At 74.0% G+C, this 20,267-nt stretch carries 17 protein-coding genes; 5 read left to right on the forward strand and 12 right to left on the reverse strand.

What is annotated here, in order from left to right:
* Positions 1-28: 28 nt before the first annotated feature.
* Positions 29-445: a hypothetical protein gene (locus tag ACTVZO_RS02950; protein ID WP_443296823.1), complete on the forward strand. Its 417-nt coding sequence runs from the start codon at positions 29-31 to the stop codon at positions 443-445.
* On the opposite strand, the gene ACTVZO_RS02955 is transcribed toward ACTVZO_RS02950, so the two are convergent.
* From ACTVZO_RS02955 to ACTVZO_RS02975, 5 genes are all read right to left on the reverse strand, one after another.
* Positions 432-1,871: an ATP-binding protein gene (locus ACTVZO_RS02955; protein WP_443296824.1), complete on the reverse strand. Its 1,440-nt coding sequence runs from the start codon at positions 1,869-1,871 to the stop codon at positions 432-434. The two genes, ACTVZO_RS02950 and ACTVZO_RS02955, sit on opposite strands and share 14 nt — an antisense overlap.
* Entirely contained in the window at positions 1,868-2,608 is a 741-nt protein-coding gene (locus tag ACTVZO_RS02960; protein ID WP_443296825.1) for a response regulator transcription factor, read from the reverse strand. The genes ACTVZO_RS02955 and ACTVZO_RS02960 overlap by 4 nt, the downstream gene beginning before the upstream one ends.
* Before the next feature lie 27 nt (positions 2,609-2,635).
* On the reverse strand, positions 2,636-2,830 hold the full coding sequence (locus ACTVZO_RS02965) for a hypothetical protein (protein ID WP_443296826.1): 195 nt from the start codon (positions 2,828-2,830) through the stop codon (positions 2,636-2,638).
* A gap of 364 nt (positions 2,831-3,194) precedes the next feature.
* Positions 3,195-3,758, reverse strand: coding sequence for a hypothetical protein (locus tag ACTVZO_RS02970; RefSeq protein ID WP_443296827.1), 564 nt, complete (start codon positions 3,756-3,758; stop codon positions 3,195-3,197).
* A 167-nt stretch (positions 3,759-3,925) separates the two neighbouring features.
* On the reverse strand, positions 3,926-4,777 hold the full coding sequence (locus tag ACTVZO_RS02975) for a CAP domain-containing protein (protein WP_443296828.1): 852 nt from the start codon (positions 4,775-4,777) through the stop codon (positions 3,926-3,928).
* Positions 4,778-5,048: 271 nt separating this feature from the next.
* Here ACTVZO_RS02975 and ACTVZO_RS02980 point away from each other — a divergent pair, with 271 nt between their 5' ends.
* On the forward strand, positions 5,049-7,310 hold the full coding sequence (locus ACTVZO_RS02980) for a protein kinase domain-containing protein (RefSeq protein ID WP_443296829.1): 2,262 nt from the start codon (positions 5,049-5,051) through the stop codon (positions 7,308-7,310).
* Positions 7,311-7,373: 63 nt separating this feature from the next.
* Here ACTVZO_RS02980 and ACTVZO_RS02985 read toward each other — a convergent pair whose 3' ends face one another.
* Positions 7,374-9,926, reverse strand: coding sequence for a discoidin domain-containing protein (locus tag ACTVZO_RS02985; protein ID WP_443296830.1), 2,553 nt, complete (start codon positions 9,924-9,926; stop codon positions 7,374-7,376).
* Positions 9,927-10,107: 181 nt separating this feature from the next.
* Here ACTVZO_RS02985 and ACTVZO_RS02990 point away from each other — a divergent pair, with 181 nt between their 5' ends.
* Both ACTVZO_RS02990 and ACTVZO_RS02995 read left to right on the forward strand, forming a co-directional pair.
* Entirely contained in the window at positions 10,108-10,524 is a 417-nt protein-coding gene (locus ACTVZO_RS02990) for a VOC family protein (RefSeq protein WP_443296831.1), read from the forward strand.
* Positions 10,525-10,665: 141 nt separating this feature from the next.
* Positions 10,666-13,056 (forward strand): ATP-binding cassette domain-containing protein, encoded by a 2,391-nt coding sequence (locus ACTVZO_RS02995; protein ID WP_443296832.1) that lies wholly within the window; start codon positions 10,666-10,668, stop codon positions 13,054-13,056.
* An 85-nt stretch (positions 13,057-13,141) separates the two neighbouring features.
* Here ACTVZO_RS02995 and ACTVZO_RS03000 read toward each other — a convergent pair whose 3' ends face one another.
* The 3 genes from ACTVZO_RS03000 to ACTVZO_RS03010 all read right to left on the reverse strand — a co-directional run bounded on the left by ACTVZO_RS03000 (position 13,142) and on the right by ACTVZO_RS03010 (position 17,007).
* Positions 13,142-14,290, reverse strand: coding sequence for a winged helix DNA-binding domain-containing protein (locus tag ACTVZO_RS03000; RefSeq protein WP_443296833.1), 1,149 nt, complete (start codon positions 14,288-14,290; stop codon positions 13,142-13,144).
* Positions 14,291-14,362: 72 nt separating this feature from the next.
* Positions 14,363-15,604: an anhydro-N-acetylmuramic acid kinase gene (locus ACTVZO_RS03005; protein ID WP_443296834.1), complete on the reverse strand. Its 1,242-nt coding sequence runs from the start codon at positions 15,602-15,604 to the stop codon at positions 14,363-14,365.
* The gene (locus ACTVZO_RS03010) at positions 15,601-17,007 is read right to left on the reverse strand and encodes an MFS transporter (protein WP_443303030.1); all 1,407 of its coding nucleotides are present in this window, start codon (positions 17,005-17,007) and stop codon (positions 15,601-15,603) included. Before ACTVZO_RS03010 ends, ACTVZO_RS03005 begins: the two co-directional genes overlap by 4 nt.
* A gap of 197 nt (positions 17,008-17,204) precedes the next feature.
* Between ACTVZO_RS03010 and ACTVZO_RS03015 the strand changes: the two genes are divergently transcribed.
* Positions 17,205-18,530, forward strand: coding sequence for an LCP family protein (locus ACTVZO_RS03015; RefSeq protein WP_443296835.1), 1,326 nt, complete (start codon positions 17,205-17,207; stop codon positions 18,528-18,530).
* Positions 18,531-18,535: 5 nt separating this feature from the next.
* Here the strand turns inward: ACTVZO_RS03015 and ACTVZO_RS03020 are convergent, their stop codons facing one another.
* The 3 genes from ACTVZO_RS03020 to ACTVZO_RS03030 are packed head-to-tail and all read right to left on the reverse strand — an operon-like array spanning position 18,536 to position 20,222.
* Positions 18,536-19,504 (reverse strand): NAD(P)-dependent alcohol dehydrogenase, encoded by a 969-nt coding sequence (locus tag ACTVZO_RS03020; RefSeq protein WP_443296836.1) that lies wholly within the window; start codon positions 19,502-19,504, stop codon positions 18,536-18,538.
* Positions 19,501-19,761, reverse strand: coding sequence for a helix-turn-helix transcriptional regulator (locus tag ACTVZO_RS03025; RefSeq protein WP_443296837.1), 261 nt, complete (start codon positions 19,759-19,761; stop codon positions 19,501-19,503). Before ACTVZO_RS03025 ends, ACTVZO_RS03020 begins: the two co-directional genes overlap by 4 nt.
* Positions 19,755-20,222 (reverse strand): hypothetical protein, encoded by a 468-nt coding sequence (locus tag ACTVZO_RS03030; protein ID WP_443296838.1) that lies wholly within the window; start codon positions 20,220-20,222, stop codon positions 19,755-19,757. The genes ACTVZO_RS03025 and ACTVZO_RS03030 overlap by 7 nt, the downstream gene beginning before the upstream one ends.
* Positions 20,223-20,267 lie beyond the last annotated feature (45 nt).

Below are 20,267 nucleotides of genomic sequence, written 5' to 3' on the forward strand. Positions count from 1 at the left end.
CAGGCATCGATCCGAGAGACGAAGAACCATGACGCTGAAGGAAGGCCAGCGGGTGAAGCTGGCGGCGGACACCCGGCTGACCGGTGCGGTCGCGGTGATCGAGGAGTCCTCGCCGTCGGACCCGACGGGCCTGCCGGCACCGGCGGGTGCCGTCGCCGGGTTCCTGTCGCTGGCGGCGGGGACCGAGGGCACCGTCGAGCGGGTGGTCGAGCACCGGCAGCCGAGCCCGGGAGTCCGCGAGTACGAGCGGCTCAAGTCGCTGCTCGACTCCTTCGGCCGTGACATGCCCACGGAGAGCCGCAGGCAGTTGGAGGAGCAGGTCAGCGCCCTGGAGCCCGAGTGGACGGCCTACCAGGAGCAGGGGCCCCGTGTGACGGTCCGGGTCCGCTTCGACAACGGGTTCATCCTCGACGAAGCGCACCAGGCCCTGTTCACCTCCGCCTGACGGCCCGGAGCCGCTCTCCGGCCGCGCGCGGCCATCCCGTACGCCGCCGGGAGATCCGCTGCCTGCGCCCCGACGGCAGCGGCGGGGCCAGTGCGAAGACCACGGTGATGTGCGCGCCGCCGAGCGGGCCGCGGGCGATGCGCACCGTACCGCCGGTGACGGCCGCGGCCCTGCGGGCGATGTCGAGGCCGAGCCCGGAGGAGCCGGTGCTGCTCCCGCGCGAGAGGGCCCGGTCCGGATCCGGGATGCCGGGTCCGGCGTCCTCCACGACCAGTTCCACGGCCTGGGCGGTGCGCACCACGCGGACGCCGAAGGGGGTGCCGGACGGGGTGTGGCGGAAGACGTTGCCGATGAGCGCGTCCACCACGGCGGCGATGTCGTCGTCCGGGAGGCTGACGGCCGAGGGCTCCTGGGTGAGGTCGAGCTCGCAGGGCCTGCTCTGCTGCTCCGCCAGGACGGCCCAGAAGGCGGTCCGGCGGCGGACTACGTCGGCCGCCTCGCAGCGGGCTCCGGACGGGCCCGCTCCGGTGGCGTGGTGGCCGGGGCCCGGGTCGGCGTCCGTACCGCGCAGGCCCTGGCCCATGGGTCCCACGGCGAGCGGGGTGCGGGCCGCCGCGATGATGGCCTGGAGTTCCGTCTCCAGTGCTTCCACGGCCGCCTCGACCCTGGCCGATTCGGGTGACCCCGCCATCCGCTCCGATGCGAGGTGCAGGGCGGTCAGCGGGGTGCGCAGCCGGTGCGACAGGTCGGCGACGAGTTCGCGTTCGACGGCGAGGAGTTCGGTCATCCGGTGGGCCATCGCGTTGAACGCGACGCCCGCGTCGCGCAGCTCTCTGGGGCCCATGGGGTCCACGCGGGCGTCCAGGTTGCCCTCGCCCAGTGCGTGGGAGGCGTGCGCGAGCCTCTTGGAAGACCGGACCACCTTCGCCCCGAGGCGGTCGGCGACGAGGACGGAACCGCCGATCAGGCCCACCGCGAGGAGGGTCATGACCGCCCAGGAGGCCTTGACCCCGCGGGTCAGTTCCGCCTCGGGGACGAAGTTCTCGATGACGGCGACCCGGTCGCCGGGCAGCACCACCGGCTGCAGGCAGATCCAGCCGCCGGGGATCTCCCGGGAGATGGACTCCCGTCCGCGCTGGGCCCGTTCGAGCAGCGCGGACGGTGCCCGGGAGCTGCCGAGGGCGGGGCCGTCCGGCAGGTGGACGACCAGGTGCTCGGCGGCGTCCAGGCCGGCGGCGGACTCCCGCAGGGCGGACGGGTCCGTGGTGAGCGTCAGGACGGGGGCCAGGGCGGCGGCCTGCTGCTCGGCCGCGGTGACGCTCTGCTCCTTGACCAGGGACATCACCAGTGCGGCCAGCGGTATGAGGAAGGAGAGGGCGACCATGGAGGTCACGGCGAGCGCCACTCCGGCCAGTGAGCGTCTCAACGCGGCGCCACCAGTTTGATGCCGACGCCGCGGACCGTCAGCAGGTAGCGCGGGGCCGCCGCGCGTTCGCCCAGCTTGCGGCGCAGCGACGACAGGTGCACGTCGACGGTCTGGTCGTCGACGTACGGCTCGCGCCACACCTCGGTCAGCAGCCGCCGTTTGGAGACGACCTGGCCGGTGTGGTGCGCGAGGAAGGCCAGCAGGTCGAACTCGCGGCGGGTGAGGTGCAGCTCGCGGCCGGCCAGGTACGCGGTGCGCGCGCCGGGGTCGACGGCCAGCTCGCCCACGGTGGTGACGCGCAGGGGTTCGGGGGCCGGTGCGGGTCTCGACGGCCGGGCGCCCTGCGCGGGGTGGGCGGTGTGGGCCGGGGGGAGGTGGCTGGTGCGCCTGAGGACGGCGGAGAGGCGGGCGATGAGCTGCCCCCCGGAGAACGGCTTGACCAGGTAGTCGTCGGCGCCCGCGTTGAGGAGTTTGATGATCTCGGTCTCGTCGTCGCGGGCGGTGGCCACCAGGACCGGGACGGAGGATATGCCGCGGATCATGCGCAATGCGTCTCCTCCGTCCAGATCGGGCAGTCCCAGGTCGAGGACCACCGCGTCGACGGGCACCTGGGTGACCTCGCGCAGGGCGCTGAACCCGTCGGCCGCGCTGCGTACGGCGTACCCGTGCTCCGCCAGGACCTCGATGAGTGACTGGCGGATGCTGGGGTCGTCTTCCACGACCAGAACGCTTGGCATGGGCACACCTTAGGTGAACGCCCATTCCTACTTCCGGGGGGTGGCGAAGGCCAGCCCTTCGCCGGTGACGTCGGCGACCCCGTTCTCGGTGAACGGCGCGGCCTCGCCGCCCCCCGCGGACTGCGGGCCGCATGCCGCGAGGACGGCCAGGGCGAGGAAGGCGGCGGCCGCGGCGAGGCCGGCACCGTACAGGGCGGCGGGCCGCGGGATCCCCCGGCTCATGACGCCCGCCTGCCCAGGAGGGCGGAGTCGGCGGACGGGGATGCGGACTGCGCTGCGGCGGAGCGGCGCTGCGGCGTGCGGCGGCCCGCGCGGACGGGCCGGAGTACGCGAGAAGTCATGGCGAGGACACCCCAGGGCACGGTTCGGACTGCGGGATCGGCGAATGCCTCCCGGCTCCGGGGAGCATACGACCGCCCGGGGCGGCTCGGACCCGGTGCGCGTGATCGTGAGGATCCCCTAAGGAAGCGCTCACCTTCCGCTGCGCCGGCGCTCAGCCGGCGAGCACGCACCCGGGCCTGAAACCGGCAAAGGGGATCAGGGGGTTGATTGGTGCGGGTCGGTCTGAAACGGTCGGCGCCGTGCCTCAGAACGACGACTCGCGGACGCTGGCCTTCGCCACCGGTTCGATCGTCGCCGTGACGACCGAGCGGTGGTCCGCGCTGGTGAACGTGACCGTCAGGGTGTCGTCCGCGGCCTGGGAGGTGGTGGCCTTGAAGCCGCGGCCGGGGATCGCCGAGATGAGGCACACGCCGCGGGCCCCGTACCGCAGAGTGACCTTGCCGCCCTGGGAGGGGACGGTGTGCAGGCCGGGCCCGCCCTGCTCGCAGTCGACGACGGGCTTCGGCGCGGTGGTGCGGGGAGCTCCCGTCGAGGCCTTCGCGGGTGTGGGCGTGGCGGCCGAGGGGGACGGCCGCTCGGTGGCGGTCGGCGAGCCTGAGGGGGAAGCGGACGGGGACTGGGGGCTCGGGGACCCGCCGTCGCCCGCCTGCCACGCCGGCGGGGAGTCGAAGACCATCGGTGCGGACCGGGCCACGGGCGGCGTATGCCTGGTCGAACCGACCACGAACTGGACCGTGACGAGCACGGCGGTCACGCTGGCTGCCGTGCACGACAGCCATATGAGCAGGTAGCGCGGAATTCGGGGCACGGCCCCATAGTGGCCGACGCGCCGGGCCTCCCGTCACCGCCTCCCCTCGAACGGGCGGACGCGGCCGCGCCCCGGGTCCCGGCCGTGCGGACGCCGGCGTCTCCCTGCCCGGATGCGGGCAGGGAGACGCGTGTGAGGGTGCGGGGCAGTGCGGGGTGGTGCGGGGCCTACTTCGGGGCGCCGAAGTTCTGCGTCCACCAAGGGCCGCCGTCGCCCTTGTGCACGCCTATGCCGATCTCCTTGAAGGCGCAGTTGAGGATGTTGGCCTTGTGGCCGGGGCTGTTCATCCACGCCTTCATGACCGCGTCGGCGTCCGCCTGGCCGCGGGCTATGTTCTCGCCCAGCCGGGACCACCCGTATCCGGCGGCTTCCACGCGGCTGGTCATGGTGGACCCGTCGGGACCGGTGTGCGACATCACGCCGCTGCGGGCCATGGTGTCGCTGTACCCCCGCGCCGCGGCCGTCAGCTTCGCGTTCGCGGTCAGGGGGCCGCAACCGGCCGCCGACCGCTCCTTGTTGACCAGGGCGAGCACCGCGGACTCGGAATCGCCGGAGGCACCGCCGCCGGAGGAACCGCCCGACCCGCCCGACCCTCCGGAGCCGCCGGTGGGCGCGGCGGGCGTACGCGAAGGCTTGCGGGTCTGGGGCGGGGCCGCGGCCGGGCTGCTCGCCTCCGCCCCGGTCTTCGCGGGTGCGGCGGATTCCGAGCCCTCGGCGCCGGGGGTTCCGGGCGGGGTCGCACCAGGCCCGGACGCGGCGTCGGCGGGGTCCGTGGGGAGGGCGGGCGTGGGGGTCGCCTCCGCGCCACCGGAGCCCGCCGAGGCGGACTCCGTCCCGGAGCCGGCGGCGCCTCCGGCCCGCTTGTCCCTGCTCCCTCCGCCGTCGGAGCCGGCCACCGCGACCCCGACCGCCACCGCCGCGGCAGCCGCCGTCAGGGACAGCACGATGCGCGTGCGCACCGTCTTCTTCCGCCGCGCCTCGACGCGGGACGGGGATCCGGGAGTTCGGCTGCGGCTCATGCCGGTAGCACCTCACAGGGAGAAGGGGTGGAAGGTCGGGCCGAGCCTAGGCCGGTGATCAGGGACAAAAACCCCCCGGAGGCGTTCTTCAAGGTCCCTTAAGGAAGCCCGCAGGGTCGGCGCAGGTCCGTCTGCGCGACCGGGCGGCGGGGCGCGGCCCGAGCGGTACGGCGGCGCTCCCCCGGCTTCGGGACGGGCCTCGCTTGACTGGTACGCGACGCGACCGGTAGGGAGAGGCTGTTCATTGCGTGAGGTGTGAAACGGGGGACCCATGAAGCCGCTCGAAACGGGCGATCCCACGTCGGTCGGCGAGGGCCGCTACCGGCTGGTGGGGAGGCTCGGCCAGGGGGGCATGGGTGTGGTCTACCTGGGCCGCTCCCAGTCCGGGCGTGCGGTGGCCGTCAAGGTGGTACGGCCGGAGCTGAGCACCGAGCCCGGGTTCAGGCGCCGGTTCGCCGACGAGGTGGCGGCCGCGCGGCGGGTCGGCGGCTTCCACACCGCGCCGGTCGTCGACGCCGACCCGGACGGCGACCCGGCCTGGCTGGTCACGGCCTTCGTGCCCGGACCCACCCTGCAGGCGGTGCTCGCGAGCGTCGGATCGCTGCCCCTGGACACGCTGACCGTCCTGGCGGCCGGTCTGGCCGAGGCGCTCGAGGCGATCCACCGGGCGGGGGTCATCCACCGCGACCTCAAGCCCGCGAACATCATCGTCGCGGAGGACGGGCCGCGCGTGATCGACTTCGGCATCGCGCGCGCTCTGGACGGAACGGCCCTGACGCAGACCGGGTTGCAGATCGGCACGCCGGGGTTCCTGGCACCGGAGCAGCTCACCAGCGGCACGGTCACCCCCGCGGTCGACATGTTCGCGCTGGGGGTGGTGCTCGCCCAGGCCGCGGGCGGCTCCCCGTTCGGCGACGGCCCGTCGGCGGCCCGGCACTACAAGGTGGTCCACGAGGAACCGGACCTGACCGCCGTTCCGGACGAACTCCGGGCGGCCGTCGGCGCCTGCCTGTCCAAGGACCCGCGGGACCGCCCCACCCCGACGGCCTTCCTGGGCGGCCTGACCGTCCGGCACCCGGCCGGCGACACCTGGCTCCCGGACGCGGCGACCCAGTTGCTCCCCCGCCCGGAACCGACCGCCCGCCCCACCGCCCCGGATGCCGGAGATGCCGGAGATGCCGGAGATGCCCCGGACCGTCCGCAGGACACACCGGCACCGAAGACCCCCGGTCTGGCCGGCACCGCCCCCGTCACGGCACCCGAGACCCCCGGACCGGACCGGACGGCACCCGTCACGGCACCGGCGGGCCCGGGGCAGGCCGGCCCGGACCTGCCCGAGGAGCCCGGGGCCTCCCGGCCGGGCGCCTCGGAACCCGGCGCCCGGCCCGGGTCCGTCCCGCCCGGCGGTACGGACCCCCGTACGGCGCCGGAGACCGCCCGGCCCGGTGGCGCGGAGCCCCGTACCGAGCAGCCGTGGACCGTGACGGGGGCCGCGGGGCCGGTCTCGCCCGGACCCGCGGAGGGACCGCGGTCGGACGGCGGGCCGTCCGGGCGGCGCCGCGCGGTGGTCGCGGCCGCGCTCGTGGTCGCTCTCGCGGCCGGCGGCCTGCTGGTGTGGCGGCCCTGGAACGGCGGCGGCCCGGACGATGCCAAGCCCGACGCGCTCACCCCCACCGGCTCCGGGCCCGCGTCCGCGGCCGCCGCCGCGTTCCCGGCCGAGGACATGCTGATCCGTCAGGACACGGCCCCCGGCTGGCCGGGTACCTGTCACGGAGTCATCGCCCGCCGGGACGCCTCGTCGGCGGCCCCCGTACGGCTCCTCGCCGGGGACGCGTGCGACGTCCTGCCCCAGTGGTCCCCCGACCGGAAGTCCTTCGCGTTCACCCGCACCAAGCTCGAAGGCCCGTCCGTCTGGACCGCCCAGGCGGACGGCTCGAATCCGCGGCGGGTCGCCGCCATCGCCGGCGGGCGGGTGTCCTGGTCGCCGGACGGCGGCCGACTCGCCGTCCTGCGCAAGAAGGACGGCGTACAGCAGCTGTTCGTGGTCGACGTCGCCGACGGCTCCGCGCGCCAGCTCACCTCGGGCACGAGCCCGGTCGAGGACCCCGCGTGGTCGCCGGACGGCAAGCACATCGCGGTCAGCATCGAGACGCGGCCGGAGAACTGGCAGATCCACCTCGTCGACCCCGCGGCCCCCAACCGGGCCCCGCAGCAGGTGACCCGGCTTCCCCATCCGGCGCTCGACCCGGTGTGGTCACCGGACGGCACGACCTTCGCGTACACCGCCGGGACCTACGGGACGGGCCGCCAGGGCGATATCCGCCTCGTGGCCGCCGACGGCACCGGCGACCGTGATCTGGTGGCCACCGACGCCCACGAGATGGACCCGGCCTGGTCCGCCGACGGCGCGTGGGTGGCCTTCGTCCGGGGCCCGTACGAGAAGCCGGTGATCTTGGCCGTGCGCACGGACGGGACCGGCGAGCGCGCGCTCACCACCGGCACCGCCGCCGAAGGCCACCCCTCCTGGCGCTGAGCCCCCGCCGGACGGGGGCGGTGCGCGGCTCCCCCGGGTGGGAGCCGCCCACCGCCCACGGGGTCAGGAGACGGTGACGAACTTGGCGATGCTCGGGACCCCCTGGGCGTCGAGGGCGAAGAGCATGTACGTCCCGGGCAGGACCACGCCGGTGTCGGCGGGTACGGACACCGTGTACGTACCGGTGCCGGTCGCCGTGGCCGTGAGGGGGACCCGGCGCTGGTCGTTGTCGGTGGAGTGGGTCGCGGCCGCGGCCCGCATGAGGACGAAGGACGCCACCGGGGCCTCGGTGCTCACGCTGAGCGAGCTGCCGGGGGCCGTCCGGGGAGGCGCGCCTCCGGTGATGACGGGCCGAGGCTTCGGCGATCCGTCCGCGTTGAGCAGGTAGGGCGGTGTGAAGACGGACCCGTCGGGGTGGTTCGTCGCGCAGTCGCCGCACAGGCCCCCGCCGCCGGAGAAGATCCGCCCGTCCGGCAGGAGGTTGGCCACGCTGTGGTAGTTGCGCGGGATGGCCATGGTGGCGAGCGGGGTGAAGGTGCCGGTGGCCGGGTCCCACAGCTCGGGGGTCAGTACGGAGGTGGCGTCGCTGAACGGCACGGGGTAGGCCTGTCCGCCGAAGACGGCCACCTTGCCGTCGGGCAGGACGACGCTGTTGCCGAAGGCGCGGGCGTGTTCCATGTCCCCCGTGCGGGCGGCCTGGACCTGGCTGCCGGAGATCCCGACGGTGTAGGCGCGCCGGGTGGCCGGGCTCTTCTCGTAGGCCGGCGAGCCGCCCAGGGTGAGCAGTTTGCCGATGTCGTAGGCGACGGCGTTGCCGGTCATGGCGTCCTGGCTGTCGGCCCGGGTGCCGGCGGGAGTGGTGCTGCCCTGGCCGGTGGTCGAGATCCAGTTCATCTGCTTGCTCGGGCCCAGTTGCAGCACCTTGCCGCCCGAAGTGGCGTGCAGCCACATGTGGTTGTCGGCGCGGTAGGGTCCGGCCGGGTCCGCCGTCAGGGCCGGGGTGGCCGAGACCCCGGGGAGGCTCCGCCAGGTGCGGGTGTCCGGGGACCAGACCTCGCCGCCCTTGTCGCCCGCGGCTCCGCTCCAGGAGCCGCCCAGGACGAAGGCCTCGCCGGTGGAGAGCAGGGTCATGGCCTGGTAGCCGCGGGCGATGTTCATGCTCGTCGTCGCGGACCACTCGTCGGTGGCCGGGTCGTAGACGCTCGCCTTCTCGGCGTTGCTCCCCCCGGTGACCAGCACTCGGCCGTCGGCCAGCATGGCGATGCCCGGGCAGAACATGTCGTGGCCGGTGTTGTCGATGCGGCGCTGGGTGACCTTGCCGGTCTTCAGGTCGAGGATCGCGGTCTGGGTGTAGCCGTTGCTGCCGCCGAAGCGGTCGACCGCGTACGCCGACCAGGCCAGCAGTTTGTCACCGGGCAGGGCGGCGGTGGCCACGGGCACCAGGGGGAAGCCGATGATCCGGTCCCAGGAGCCGTGGACGGCGGGGCTGGCGGGTCCGCTCAGGCGTATTTCGCCGGCCGAGGTCCACGGGCCCCGGCCGCCGGCCTCGGTGGTCACGGTCAGCCGTACGAAGCGGGCGTTCTCGGTGCGGGTGAAGGTGGCGGTCTTGACCGTGTCGTCGTCGCGCCAGGTGCCCGCGGCGACCGGCGCGCCGAAGGCCGTGCCGTCGGCGCTGGTGGTGACGGTGTACGCGCCGGCGCGGCCGTTGGCCCCGTCGGCGCGGGGGTGGTAGACGAGTGCGGAGACCGCCGTCGTCCGCTGCGTGTCGATGGTGATGCTGTGCGGCAGCGGGGCCGGGGTGCCGGTCCACTTGCTGTGCCAGAGGGTGGCGGTGTCGCCGTCGAGCACGTTGGCGGCCCGGCCGTTCTCGCCGCCGGTCTCCTCGTCGCTCGCGGTGGCGGTCCAGCCGGTCCGGGACAGGTCGACGGTGGCCGCGGGGGTGCCGGGGTCACCGAGCAGGTTGATCTCGGCGGCGGAGGTCCAGGGGCCGCGGCCGCCCGCCTCGGTGAGGGCGGTCAGCCGGACGAAGCGGGCTCCCTGCGGGGCGAACCCGAGGGTCTTGGCGCCGGCGTCGTCGGCGAGCGTGCCGGTGGCGACCGGGCTTCCCCAGGTCTGGCCGTCCGTGCTGACGCTGATGCCGTACTCGCCGACGCGCCCGTTGGGTCCGTTGGTGCGGGGCTGGTAGACGAGGGCGGAGACGACGGCCGTGCGCCGCATGTCGATGGTGATGCTGTGCGGCAGCGGGGCCGGGGTGCCGGTCCACTTGCTGTGCCAGAGGGTGGCGGTGTCGCCGTCGAGCACGTTGGCGGCCCGGCCGTTCTCGCCGCCGGTCTCCTCGTCGCTCGCGGTGGCGGTCCAGCCGGTCCGGTCGAGGACCGGAGCCGTGGGTTCCATCGCGTTCGCCGGCGCTGTGCCGTGGTGCGGTGACTGCACGGCCGTCTGCTGGTCGAGGGGTACGGGGGCGGGCCGGGGCGCCGGGGCCCGGCCGGCCGCCGCCGGCCCTGCGACCCCGAGCCACGGCGTCAGGCCTATCAGCAGCGAGCCCAGGCCGAAGGCCACGAGCAGGTGGGAGCGGCGTAACAGGCGTGGGAAGGCGAAGCGGCGCCTGGACTGCAATCTGACCTCCTGGGGCGAACGGGCATACCCCAGGAACATAGGTCAGCGAACGGTCAACTCGCCCCATATGAAGGATAGTTGGCGGGAAGCAACGATGCGGCGGGAGCCCCGGCGCCCGCCCCGGTGAAACCGGTCAGGATTGGAGAAGCGCCGATCGCCGAAGCCTCGTAGCGTCGTGGGCATGGACATCAAGCTCTCGCAGTGCTTCATCGCCGTCGACGACCACGACAAGGCGCTCGCCTTCTACCGCGACGCCCTCGGCCTGGAGGTGCGCAACGACGTCGGATACGAGGGGATGCGCTGGGTGACCATCGGGTCGCCCGTGCAGCCGGACGTGGAGATCGTCCTCGAACCGCCGCTCGCCGACCCCAACGCCTCCGAAGCCGACCGGCAGGCCATGGCGGACCTGCTGGCCAAGGGCCTGCTGCGCGGCGTGATCTTCTCCACCGACGACTGCGACGCCACCTTCGAAAAGGTCCGGGCCGCCGGCGGCGACGTGCTCCAGGAACCGATCGACCAGCACTACGGGGTGCGCGACTGCGCCTTCCGCGACCCGTCCGGCAACATGATCCGCTTCGCCCAGCCCCGCCGGCGGTAGCCCACGCCCGCCACGTCGTTGCCTTGACCGGGCCGACGAAGTAGAACCGGACGTACCGCTCGGACCCGGCCGGATCGAGCCAGGCGACACCGAAGGGGGCCGCGGGAGCGGCCCCCGCCCCACAGATGGAGACACGAGACGATGAGCAAGGTCACGAGGTCGGACACGCAGTCGCCCGCGCCGCACGATGCCGACAGCCACGATCGGATCCGCGTGCACGGAGCGCGCGAGAACAACCTCAAGGACGTCAGCATCGAGATCCCGAAGCGCCGGCTGACGGTGTTCACCGGCGTGTCGGGCTCGGGCAAGAGCTCGCTCGTGTTCGACACGATCGCCGCGGAGTCCCAGCGGCTGATCAACGAGACCTACAGCGCCTTCGTGCAGGGCTTCATGCCGAACCTGGCGCGGCCCGAGGTCGACGTGCTCGACGGACTGACGACCGTGATCAGCGTCGACCAGCAGCGGATGGGCGCCGACCCGCGCTCCACGGTCGGCACCGCGACCGACGCCAACGCGATGCTGCGCATCCTCTTCAGCCGGCTCGGCAAGCCCCACATCGGCCCGCCCAGCGCGTACTCCTTCAACACCGCCTCGGTCCGGGCGAGCGGTGCGATCACCGTCGAGAAGGGCAACAAGAAGGCCGTCAGGGCGACCTACGAACGCACCGGCGGCATGTGCACGCACTGCGAGGGCCGGGGCAAGGTCTCCGACATCGACCTCACCCAGCTCTACGACGACTCCAAGTCGCTCGCCGAGGGCGCGTTCACCATCCCCGGCTGGAAGTCGGACAGCCAGTGGACGGTGGGCCTCTACGCCCAGTCCGGCCTCCTCGACCCGAACAAGCCGATCCGCAGGTTCACCAAGCAGGAGATGCAGGACTTCCTGTACGGCGAGCCGGCCAAGGTGAAGGTCAACGGCATCAACCTCACCTACGAGGGGCTGATCCCCAAGATCCAGAAGTCCTTCCTGTCCAAGGACAAGGAGGCGATGCAGCCGCACATCAGGGCGTTCGTGGAGCGGGCCGTCACCTTCACCACGTGTCCCGAGTGCGACGGCACCCGGCTCAGCGAGGGCGCCCGTGCGTCGAAGATCAAGAAGATCAGCATCGCCGACGCCTGCTCGATGGAGATCCGCGATCTGGCCGAATGGGTCCGCGGCCTCAAGGAGCCCTCGGTGGCGCCGCTGCTCACGGCGCTCCGGCAGACCCTCGACTCCTTCGTGGAGATCGGCCTCGGCTACCTGTCGCTGGAGCGGCCCGCGGGCACGCTGTCGGGGGGAGAGGCCCAGCGCGTCAAGATGATCCGCCACCTCGGCTCCCCGCTGACCGACATCACCTACGTCTTCGACGAGCCCACCATCGGGCTGCACCCCCATGACATCCAGCGGATGAACGACCTGCTGCTGCGGCTGCGGAACAAGGGCAACACGGTGCTCGTGGTGGAGCACAAGCCGGAGACGATCGCGATCGCCGACCACGTCGTCGACCTCGGCCCCGGCGCCGGGACGGCGGGCGGCTCCGTCTGCTTCCAGGGCACCGTCGAGGGGCTGCGGGCCAGCGGGACCACGACCGGCCGCCACTACGACGACCGTTCCTCCCTCAAGGAGACGGTGCGCGAGTCCAACGGCACGCTGGAGATCCGCGGCGCGGCGGCCAACAACCTGCGCGACGTGGACGTGGACATCCCGCTCGGGGTGCTCACCGTCATCACCGGGGTCGCGGGCTCCGGCAAGAGCTCGCTCGTGCACGGTTCGATGCCCGCCGGCGAGGGCGTGGTCTCGATCGACCAGAGCCCGATCCGCGGCTCGCGGCGCAGCAACCCGGCGACCTACACCGGGCTGCTCGACCCGATCCGCAAGGCCTTCGCCAAGGCCAACGGGGTGAAGCCGGCACTGTTCAGCGCCAACTCCGAGGGCGCCTGCCCGACCTGCAACGGCGCCGGCGTCATCTACACCGACCTGGCGATCATGCAGAGCGTCGCCACCACCTGCGAGGACTGCGAGGGGAAGCGGTTCGACGCCTCGGTCCTGGAGTACCACCTGGGCGGCCGCGACATCAGCGAGGTGCTCGCGATGTCGGTGACCGAGGCCGAGGAGTTCTTCGGCGCGGGCGAGGCGCACACGCCCGCCGCCCACAAGATCCTCGACCGGCTCGCCGACGTGGGCCTCGGCTACCTCAGCCTCGGCCAGCCGCTCACCACGCTGTCGGGCGGCGAGCGGCAGCGCCTCAAGCTGGCGACCCACATGTCGGAGAAGGGCGGGGTCTACGTCCTCGACGAGCCGACGACCGGCCTGCACCTCGCCGACGTCGAACACCTCCTCGGCCTGCTGGACCGGCTCGTGGACTCCGGGAAGTCCGTCATCGTCATCGAGCACCACCAGGCGGTCATGGCGCACGCCGACTGGATCATCGACCTCGGCCCGGGCGCCGGCCACGACGGCGGCCTGATCGTCTTCGAGGGCACCCCCGCCGACCTCGTCGCCGGCCGCCCCACCCTCACCGGCGAGCACCTCGCGGCCTACGTCGGCGCCTGACCCGGCAGTTCACGGACCCGGCGGGCCCGGCGGCTCCGCAGACCCGGCGGCTCCGCAGACCCGGCGGCTCCGCAGGTCCGCCGGCTCAGCAGCCGCCGAGCAGCCGGGTCTCCGCCGCCGGGATGCCCTTGGTCCACCAGTGGCCGTAGCGCCCGTAGGCACGCGGGTCGCGGGGAGCGAGGAACGAGACGAGCGCCCGGGCCTCCGCGTCCAGCGCCTGCCAGGTGTCGTCCGGCAGCGGGTGGAAGGCGGCGGCCTCGATGCCGCCCACGGCGGGGCGCCAGACGCCGGCGACGTGCCCGTCGACCAGCAGGGTGGGCAGCACGTCGCCGTTCACCCGGGTCACGTGCTTGCGGTAGGCGGGCGGGATGAGGCGGCCGCGGTCCGCGTAGGCCAACAGGACGCTGTCCCACATCGCCATCAGCCTCGGCGGCGCGGGGGTGTCCCCGGCCGGCCGGGGCGCGCCCGGGACGTCGTACAGCTCCGTGCCGTCCGGGCCCTCCAGCCGTTCGAGCCCGTCACCGAGGGCCTGCACCGCCGCGCGGACCCGGGCCCGCTGCACCAGCGTGAACTGCGCCATGTCCGCCACCGACGCCGGGCCGAAGCCCTCCAGGTAGCGGCGGATCAGGATCCGCAGGCCGCCGTCCGCGGCGTCGGGACCGGCCAGGACCGGTCGCGCGCCCGATGCGACGTACGAGGGCCTGGTCTCGAACGACCAGGCCCCGCCCGTGGGCGCGTGCCACAGCGGCGCGTACTGCCGCAGCATGCGCTGGGCCGCCGGCTCCATCGGGGCGCCGAGCCGCTCCTCGAGCCGGCGGCCCAGCTCGGCGGTGGTCCGCGGCCGGTCCGCGTACCCCAGCAGATCGCCGACCAGGTCCGCGGCCTCGTCGGGACCGAGCCCGGACGACCTGAACCGCGGATCGCCGAGGCGCGAGCCGCGCAGAGTCGGCTCCATCGCCTCGCGGAAGGGCCGGTAGTCCTCGGCGTGCACGGCGTGCAGGGTGAGCCGCATCAGGGTCGCCTTGACCGTGCGCCGGCCGGCCAGGGCCCCGTCGAGGCCCGCCGGATCGAAGTCCTCCAGCCTGTTCCACAGCGCGACGTACGGTGAGGCGGGCTCCTGCGCCTGCAGGGCGACCACCCTGCGCACCGCGTCCTCGACGTCGAGCTGCTCTCGGCGGAGCAGCAACTGCCGGGCGAGCGTGGCACGGTTGAGGGACTGCGCGCTTGTCTTCATGCCGGCATTCTCCCGTCATTCGCCCTTCGCGTGACGGGCCCCTCCTCTCGGACGGTTTCGGCTCCTGCGGGGTCAACGCGCCCCGTCCGGCGGCGGGGTGACCCTCAGGGTGCGGGGCGGCTGCGCGGCAGGGGCGGGCAGCCGGAGCGCCGTGCGGCCCGGGGTGAGGCTGCCGAGGACCCTCGGGCCCGCCGCGCCCGTGCACCGCGGCAGGTTGCCCGGCAGGCCGTGCAGGGTCAGGTAGCCCAGTACGGCGAAGGCGTACGCCTCCTTGGCGGCGCTGGGCAGTCCGAGCGCGTCCGAGGTGCGCAGCGGTACCGCGGCGCCGAGTTCCTGCCGCAGTGCGGTCATGAGGGCGGGATTGCGGGTGCCGCCCCCGGAGGCCAGCACCTCCGTGACGCCGAACGGGCGCAGCGCGTCGGCGACCGTACGGGCGGTGAGCCGGGTGAGGGTGGCGAGGACGTCGGGGGCGGAGAGCGGACCGACCGCGTCCAGGGCCGTGCGCAGGTAGCCGGAGTGGAACAGCTCCCGGCCGGTGGTCTTCGGCGCGGGCAGCACGTAGTACGGCTCGGCGAGCAGGCGGTCGAGCAGCGGCCCGTGGACGGTGCCGCGGGCCGCCAGGCGGCCGTCGGTGTCGTGGTCGAGGCGCCCGGCGGTGAGGTGGCGGGCGGCGGCGTCGAGCAGGGCGTTGCCGGGTCCGGAGTCGAAGGCCGCCGGGGTGCCGTCGGGGGTGAGCACGGTGGCGTTGGCGATGCCGCCGACGTTCAGCGCGGCCGGTACGCCCGGGTGTCCGCGGAGCAGCATGCGGTCGATCAGGCCGACCAAGGGCGCGCCCTGCCCGCCGGCGGCGACGTCCCGGGTGCGGAATCCGGAGACGACGGGGAGCCCGGTCGCCTCCGCGATCCAGGCGGGTTCGCCGAGTTGCAGGGTGCCGTGCACGCGACCGCCGTCCGCCCAGTGGAAGACGGTCTGGCCGTGGGAGGCGATCAGTTCGGCGCGGCCGGCGCAGAGTTCGCGGTCGGCCCGGACGGCGAGGCGGGCGAAGGACCGCCCGATGCGGGTGTCGAGGCGGCACACGTCGGCGAGGGTGGTGCGACCGGGCGGGAGCGCTGCCGCGAGCGCCTCGCGCAGTGCGCCGTCGTACGGTTCGCTGACCATGCCGAGCGGAGTCAGGCGCAGTTCGGTGCCCTCGTGCGTGATGCGGGCGGCCGCGGCGTCGACGGCGTCGCAGGAGGTGCCGGACATCAGGCCGATCACGGTGGTCGTGGTCGCGTCGGTGTCGGTGAGGGTGTCGGTGGTCCGGGGCGGGGTCATCGCAGGGGCCTCAGGTGGTCGTCGGGGCGCAGGGTGAGCAGGGCGGGGATGGCCAGTGCGCAGGCGCCCGCCGCGTAGAAGGCCGGGATGTCGGGGTTGCCGGTGTGCCGTACGAGCGCGGTGACGATCAGGCCCGCGCATCCGGAGAAGACGGCGTTGGAGAGCGCGTAGGCCAGGCCGAGCCCGGTGCTGCGTACGCGCGTCGGGAACATCTCCGCGAGCAGGGCGGGGCCGGGCCCGGCCAGCAGTCCGATCGTCGCGCCGGCCGCCGCGAGCAGCGCCGCCTTCGCGGCGACGGAGGTGCCGGGGTCGCGCAGCAGGTGCAGGAGCGGTAGGGCGGTCAGGACGACGAGGGCACAGCCGGTGAGCATGACGGCCCGCCTGCCCACCCGGTCGCTGAGCGCACCGGCGGGCAGGATCGCGGCGGCGAACCCGAGGTTGGCGACGAAGGTGGCGGCGAGGGCCTGTTGGAAGGTGGCGCCGAGGGTGGCCTGGAGGTAGGAGGGCAGGACGACGAGGAAGGTGTAGCCGGCCGCGGACCAGCCCATGATCCGGCCGACCCCGAGAACGACGGCCCCGGCCGTGCCGGTCCCGCCGGGGGTACGGGGCACGACGGGCGGGCCGGGGAGGTCCGCCGGGGCCGGACTACCGGCCGGGGGCGAGGTGCCCTCCGGGGCCGGGACACCCTCCGGGGGCGGGGTGTTCGGGCCCTTCCGGGGTGATCGGGTCGCGCAGGGTGCCGCCGTGCCGGGGGGCGGGGCGCTTTCCGGCAGCCGGAGCCGGAGCCACAGGGCGACGGCGCCCAGCGGCAGGGCGAGCAGGAAGGGGATGCGCCAGCCCCACGCGTACAGGGCGCTTTCGGAGAGCAGGGTCGCCAGTGCGGCGGCGGACCCCGCGCCCGTGAGGAGCCCGAGGGCGACCGTGAGCGACTGCCAGGCGCCGTGGCGGCCGCGCCGGCCCGTCGGCGCGGTCTCGGTCAGCAGGCTCACGGCTCCGCCGAACTCTCCACCGGCCGACAGGCCTTGGACGCTGCGCAGCAGGGTCAGCAGCCATGGCGCGAGGGCCCCGATGGCGGAGTACGCGGGCAGTACTCCGATCAGGGCGGTCGCGCCCGACATCAGGCAGACGGCGAGGACCAGCGCCGGCCGCCTGCCCGCCCGGTCCGCGAGCCGTCCGAAGAGCAGGGCGCCCAGCGGGCGGAAGAAGAAGGCGATGGCGAAGGCGGCGTAGGCCGCGATGAGCGCCTGCGCGCGGTCCCCGCCGTCGGGGGTGAAGAAGCGGGCGGCGATGACGGTGGCGAAGGATCCGTAGACGCCGAACTCGTACCACTCCACGAAGTTGCCGACGGACCCGGCGACGAGGGCGTGCCGGGCGGACGGACGGCGGAGGGGCACGGGGGCCACGAAGGACGCGGCGGGCCGGCTCTTGGGGCGGGGGGCGGGGCGAGCCACAGTGGCTGGCTGCCCGGGCGGGGCCCTCGCGATGCGCGGGGCGGCCGGTTTTCAGCGGATCGGCCGCACGCCGGGCGCGTACCCCCCGGCGCTCCCACACCGACCCGCTACTGTCCGTTTCATAGCCGAATCAGATGATTTGGAGATGTATGGTGCGTCGTCTGACTGTTGCCCTCACCACGCTCGCGACCCTCGGCGCGGGCGCGCTCCTGGGCCCCCAGGCCGTCTCGGCCGACCGCGCGGGCCCCAGCCGGGGTACGAACATCCTCGTCGTGGGCGTCGACAGCCGCGCAGGCCTCTCCGCCGCCGAGAAGAGACGGCTCCACGTCGGCGGCGAGGGCTGCAACTGCACCGACGTGATGATGCTCGTCCACCTGTCGGCGGACCAGCGCCGCGCGAGTGTCGTCTCCATCCCGCGTGACTCCTACGTCGAGTACGCGAGCCCAGACACCACCGAGCCCGCCCGGTGGGGCAAGATCAACGGCGCGTACAAAGCCGGCGGCGGCGCCCTGACGGTACGCACCGTCGAGAAGGCCACCGGCCTGCGCGTCGACCACTACCTGGAGACCGGCTTCACGGGCTTCGAGCAGGCCGTCAACGACCTCGGCGGCGCGACCGTGTGCTCGGACAGGCCGCTCACGGACGAGAACTCCGGCCTCGACATCACCGCGGGCGTGCACCGCACCGACGGCAACGGCACGCTGCGCTACGTCCGGGCCCGGCACGTCAACCAGCGCCCCGGCGACCTCGGCCGCGTCCGCCGCCAGCAGCGCATGGTCAACGACCTCCTCGCCCGGCTCGGCGCCGAGGGGGCCCTGGACGGCCCCGTGAGCACGGCGCGCACCGCCCGGGTCCTGCTGAAGTCCGTACGCACCGACGAGCACACCGGCCTGCGGGACCTGGTCCGGATCGGCTGGGCGCTCGGCCGGCTGACCGCGGACCGCACCGAGTTCGCGACCGTCCCGATCCGCCTCTTCGACCACCGGGTTCCCGGGGTGGGCTCCACCCTGGTGTGGGACGAGCCCCGGGCGGCGGCCCTGTGGGAGGCCCTCGGCGCCGACCGCCCCATCACCGGCGACAGCCGCATCCAGCCCGTCGCGGAGACACCGGTCGACAGCAACCCTGCGGTCATCCCGGTCCGCGTGGACGACGCGGCCGTGGCCGCGGCCCTCGGCGCGAGCGGCTTCGCCGCCACCACCGTGCAGCCGGCGCCGGCCGTGCGCCCGGCCGGCCCGCCGGTGATCACCCATCCGGCCGGGCGGGACGAGGACGCGGCGACCCTCGCGGCGGCCCTGCCGGGCGCCCGGCTGCGGCCCGACCCGCAGCAGGCCAGGACCTTCGACATCGCCGTGGGCGACCAGCCCGTCCAGGTCAAGACGGTCACCTACGACCGCAACGTCGCGGACGGGGCCCCCGTCACCGCCGACCGACTCCGCTGCGCGGGCGCACCCGGATCACCCGCGCCGGGCGGGTGAGGCCTTCACACCCGGATCGCTATCTTTCCGCGGACCTGACCCGACCTCAGGCGGCGTATCGCGTCGGGCACTTCGGCCAGCGGGTAGATCCGGTCGACGGCCGGGGTGAGCGTGCCGGACTCGAGGAGCTCCCCGAGAGCGCGCAGGTCCGCGGGCTTCGGGGTGGAGGCGAGTACGCGTACCCGGGAACGGATGAAGGGGGACACGAGCAGGGCCCCCAGCTGCCGGTGGAAGCCGCCGAACCAGCGGCCGTCGGTCTCGCCGCCGACCATGACCAGGGTCCCGCCCGGGGTCAGCAGCCGGCGCAGCCGCCGCAGCGAGTGGTTGCCCGCGATGTCGAGGACGAGGTCGTAGCGCCGGCCGCCGCCGGTGGGGTCCTGACGGGCGTAGTCGAGGACCTCGTCGGCTCCGAGGGAACGGACGAGGTCCGCCTTGGAGGCGCTGCACACACCGGTGACGTGGGCGGCCCCCAGCGCCTTGGCCAGCTGCACGGCATAGGTGCCCACCCCGCCGGAGGCGCCGATCACCAGGACCCGCCCGCCGGGCCGCAGCCGTCCGGTGTGGCAGGCCTGGAGGGCGGTGGACCCGGAGATGGTGACGACCGCCGCCTGTTCGGGGGTGAGCCCGGCCGGGCGGAGTGCGAGCCCGTCCTCCTTGGCGCACGCGTACTCCGCGAAGGAGCCGGTGCAGGTGCCGTAGACCTCGTCTCCGGCCCGCAGGCGGGTGACGCCGGGGCCGACGGCCTCCACGCGGCCCGCCACGTCCATCCCCCGGATCCGCTGCCTGGGGGCCCGCAGGCCGAAGCCCGCACGGAGTGCCAGGGGCAGGCCCGCCATCAGGTGCCAGACGCCCATGTCGACGCCGGCGGCCCGCACGCGCAGGAGCACCTCGCCCTTCCCCGGTACGGGCCGGTCGATCTCGTCGATGCGCAGGACGTCGGGTGTCCCGTAGACGTCTTGGACCACGGCTCTCATGAGGTGCCTTCCTCGGTGTCGGCGGTGCCCGGGCCGCCCGGGTGGGCGGCGTACTGGAAGACGGCGTCGAGGGGAACCCCGAACACCTGGGCGATCTGGAAGGCCATCTCCAAGGAGGGCGAGTAGCGGCCCTGTTCGATGGCGATGACGGTCTGCCGGCTGACGCCGATCCGGCGCGCGAGCTCGGCCTGGGTCATCTCGCCGTGCGCGAACCGCTGGGCGCGGATGGTGTTGGTGACCCGCGTCGCCTTCACCACGGATGGAAGCCGAACCGGTACGAGATGACCTTGACCGCCGAGCCGAGCACCGACGACAGGACGAAGGCCAGGAAGATGGCGTTGGCGATCCAGAACGGAGCGGCCTCCGCCATCGCCAGGACCAGTCCGCCCACGGCGCCGATCACGACCAGCGACTGCCCCACGTACTCACCGAAGCGGTGGATCTCGCGGTCCCGCTGGTCCTTGACGTTCGCCTCCCGCGGCGAGGCCGCGGCGATCACCACGTGTGCGGCGATCGACACGGCGACCGACAGGCCGACCGTCCACAACAAGGCCGCGACGTACGGCGCCTGGCTGAGCGGCACCGCCGCGGGGCGGCCCAGCACCACCCACAGGTACGCCGCGTACGACCCGACCGTGATCACGAGCATGCTCCAGGCACGCTTCTCCTCGACCGCCACATCCGCCCCCACTCCCCCGATGTCAAGAAAACCAGACATTCGGAGTGTCAAGCAGTCACGACATCGTGTCAAGTATTCTTGACC

Origin of the sequence: Streptomyces sp. IBSNAI002 (genome assembly GCF_052244475.1) — a bacterium.
Taxonomy (GTDB): Bacteria; Actinomycetota; Actinomycetes; order Streptomycetales; family Streptomycetaceae; genus Streptomyces.

Coding starts and splice junctions, on each gene's coding strand:
- ACTVZO_RS02960 (WP_443296825.1), bottom strand. CDS start 2,608: ATGCCAAGCGTTCTGGTCGTGGAAGACGACCCCAGCATCCGCCAGTCA.
- ACTVZO_RS03005 (WP_443296834.1), bottom strand. CDS start 15,604: ATGACCCCGCCCCGGACCACCGACACCCTCACCGACACCGACGCGACC.
- ACTVZO_RS02965 (WP_443296826.1), bottom strand. CDS start 2,830: ATGAGCCGGGGGATCCCGCGGCCCGCCGCCCTGTACGGTGCCGGCCTC.
- ACTVZO_RS03020 (WP_443296836.1), bottom strand. CDS start 19,504: ATGAGAGCCGTGGTCCAAGACGTCTACGGGACACCCGACGTCCTGCGC.
- ACTVZO_RS03015 (WP_443296835.1), top strand. CDS start 17,205: ATGGTGCGTCGTCTGACTGTTGCCCTCACCACGCTCGCGACCCTCGGC.
- ACTVZO_RS03030 (WP_443296838.1), bottom strand. CDS start 20,222: ATGTCTGGTTTTCTTGACATCGGGGGAGTGGGGGCGGATGTGGCGGTC.
- ACTVZO_RS03000 (WP_443296833.1), bottom strand. CDS start 14,290: ATGAAGACAAGCGCGCAGTCCCTCAACCGTGCCACGCTCGCCCGGCAG.
- ACTVZO_RS02975 (WP_443296828.1), bottom strand. CDS start 4,777: ATGAGCCGCAGCCGAACTCCCGGATCCCCGTCCCGCGTCGAGGCGCGG.
- ACTVZO_RS02990 (WP_443296831.1), top strand. CDS start 10,108: ATGGACATCAAGCTCTCGCAGTGCTTCATCGCCGTCGACGACCACGAC.
- ACTVZO_RS02950 (WP_443296823.1), top strand. CDS start 29: ATGACGCTGAAGGAAGGCCAGCGGGTGAAGCTGGCGGCGGACACCCGG.
- ACTVZO_RS02995 (WP_443296832.1), top strand. CDS start 10,666: ATGAGCAAGGTCACGAGGTCGGACACGCAGTCGCCCGCGCCGCACGAT.
- ACTVZO_RS02980 (WP_443296829.1), top strand. CDS start 5,049: ATGAAGCCGCTCGAAACGGGCGATCCCACGTCGGTCGGCGAGGGCCGC.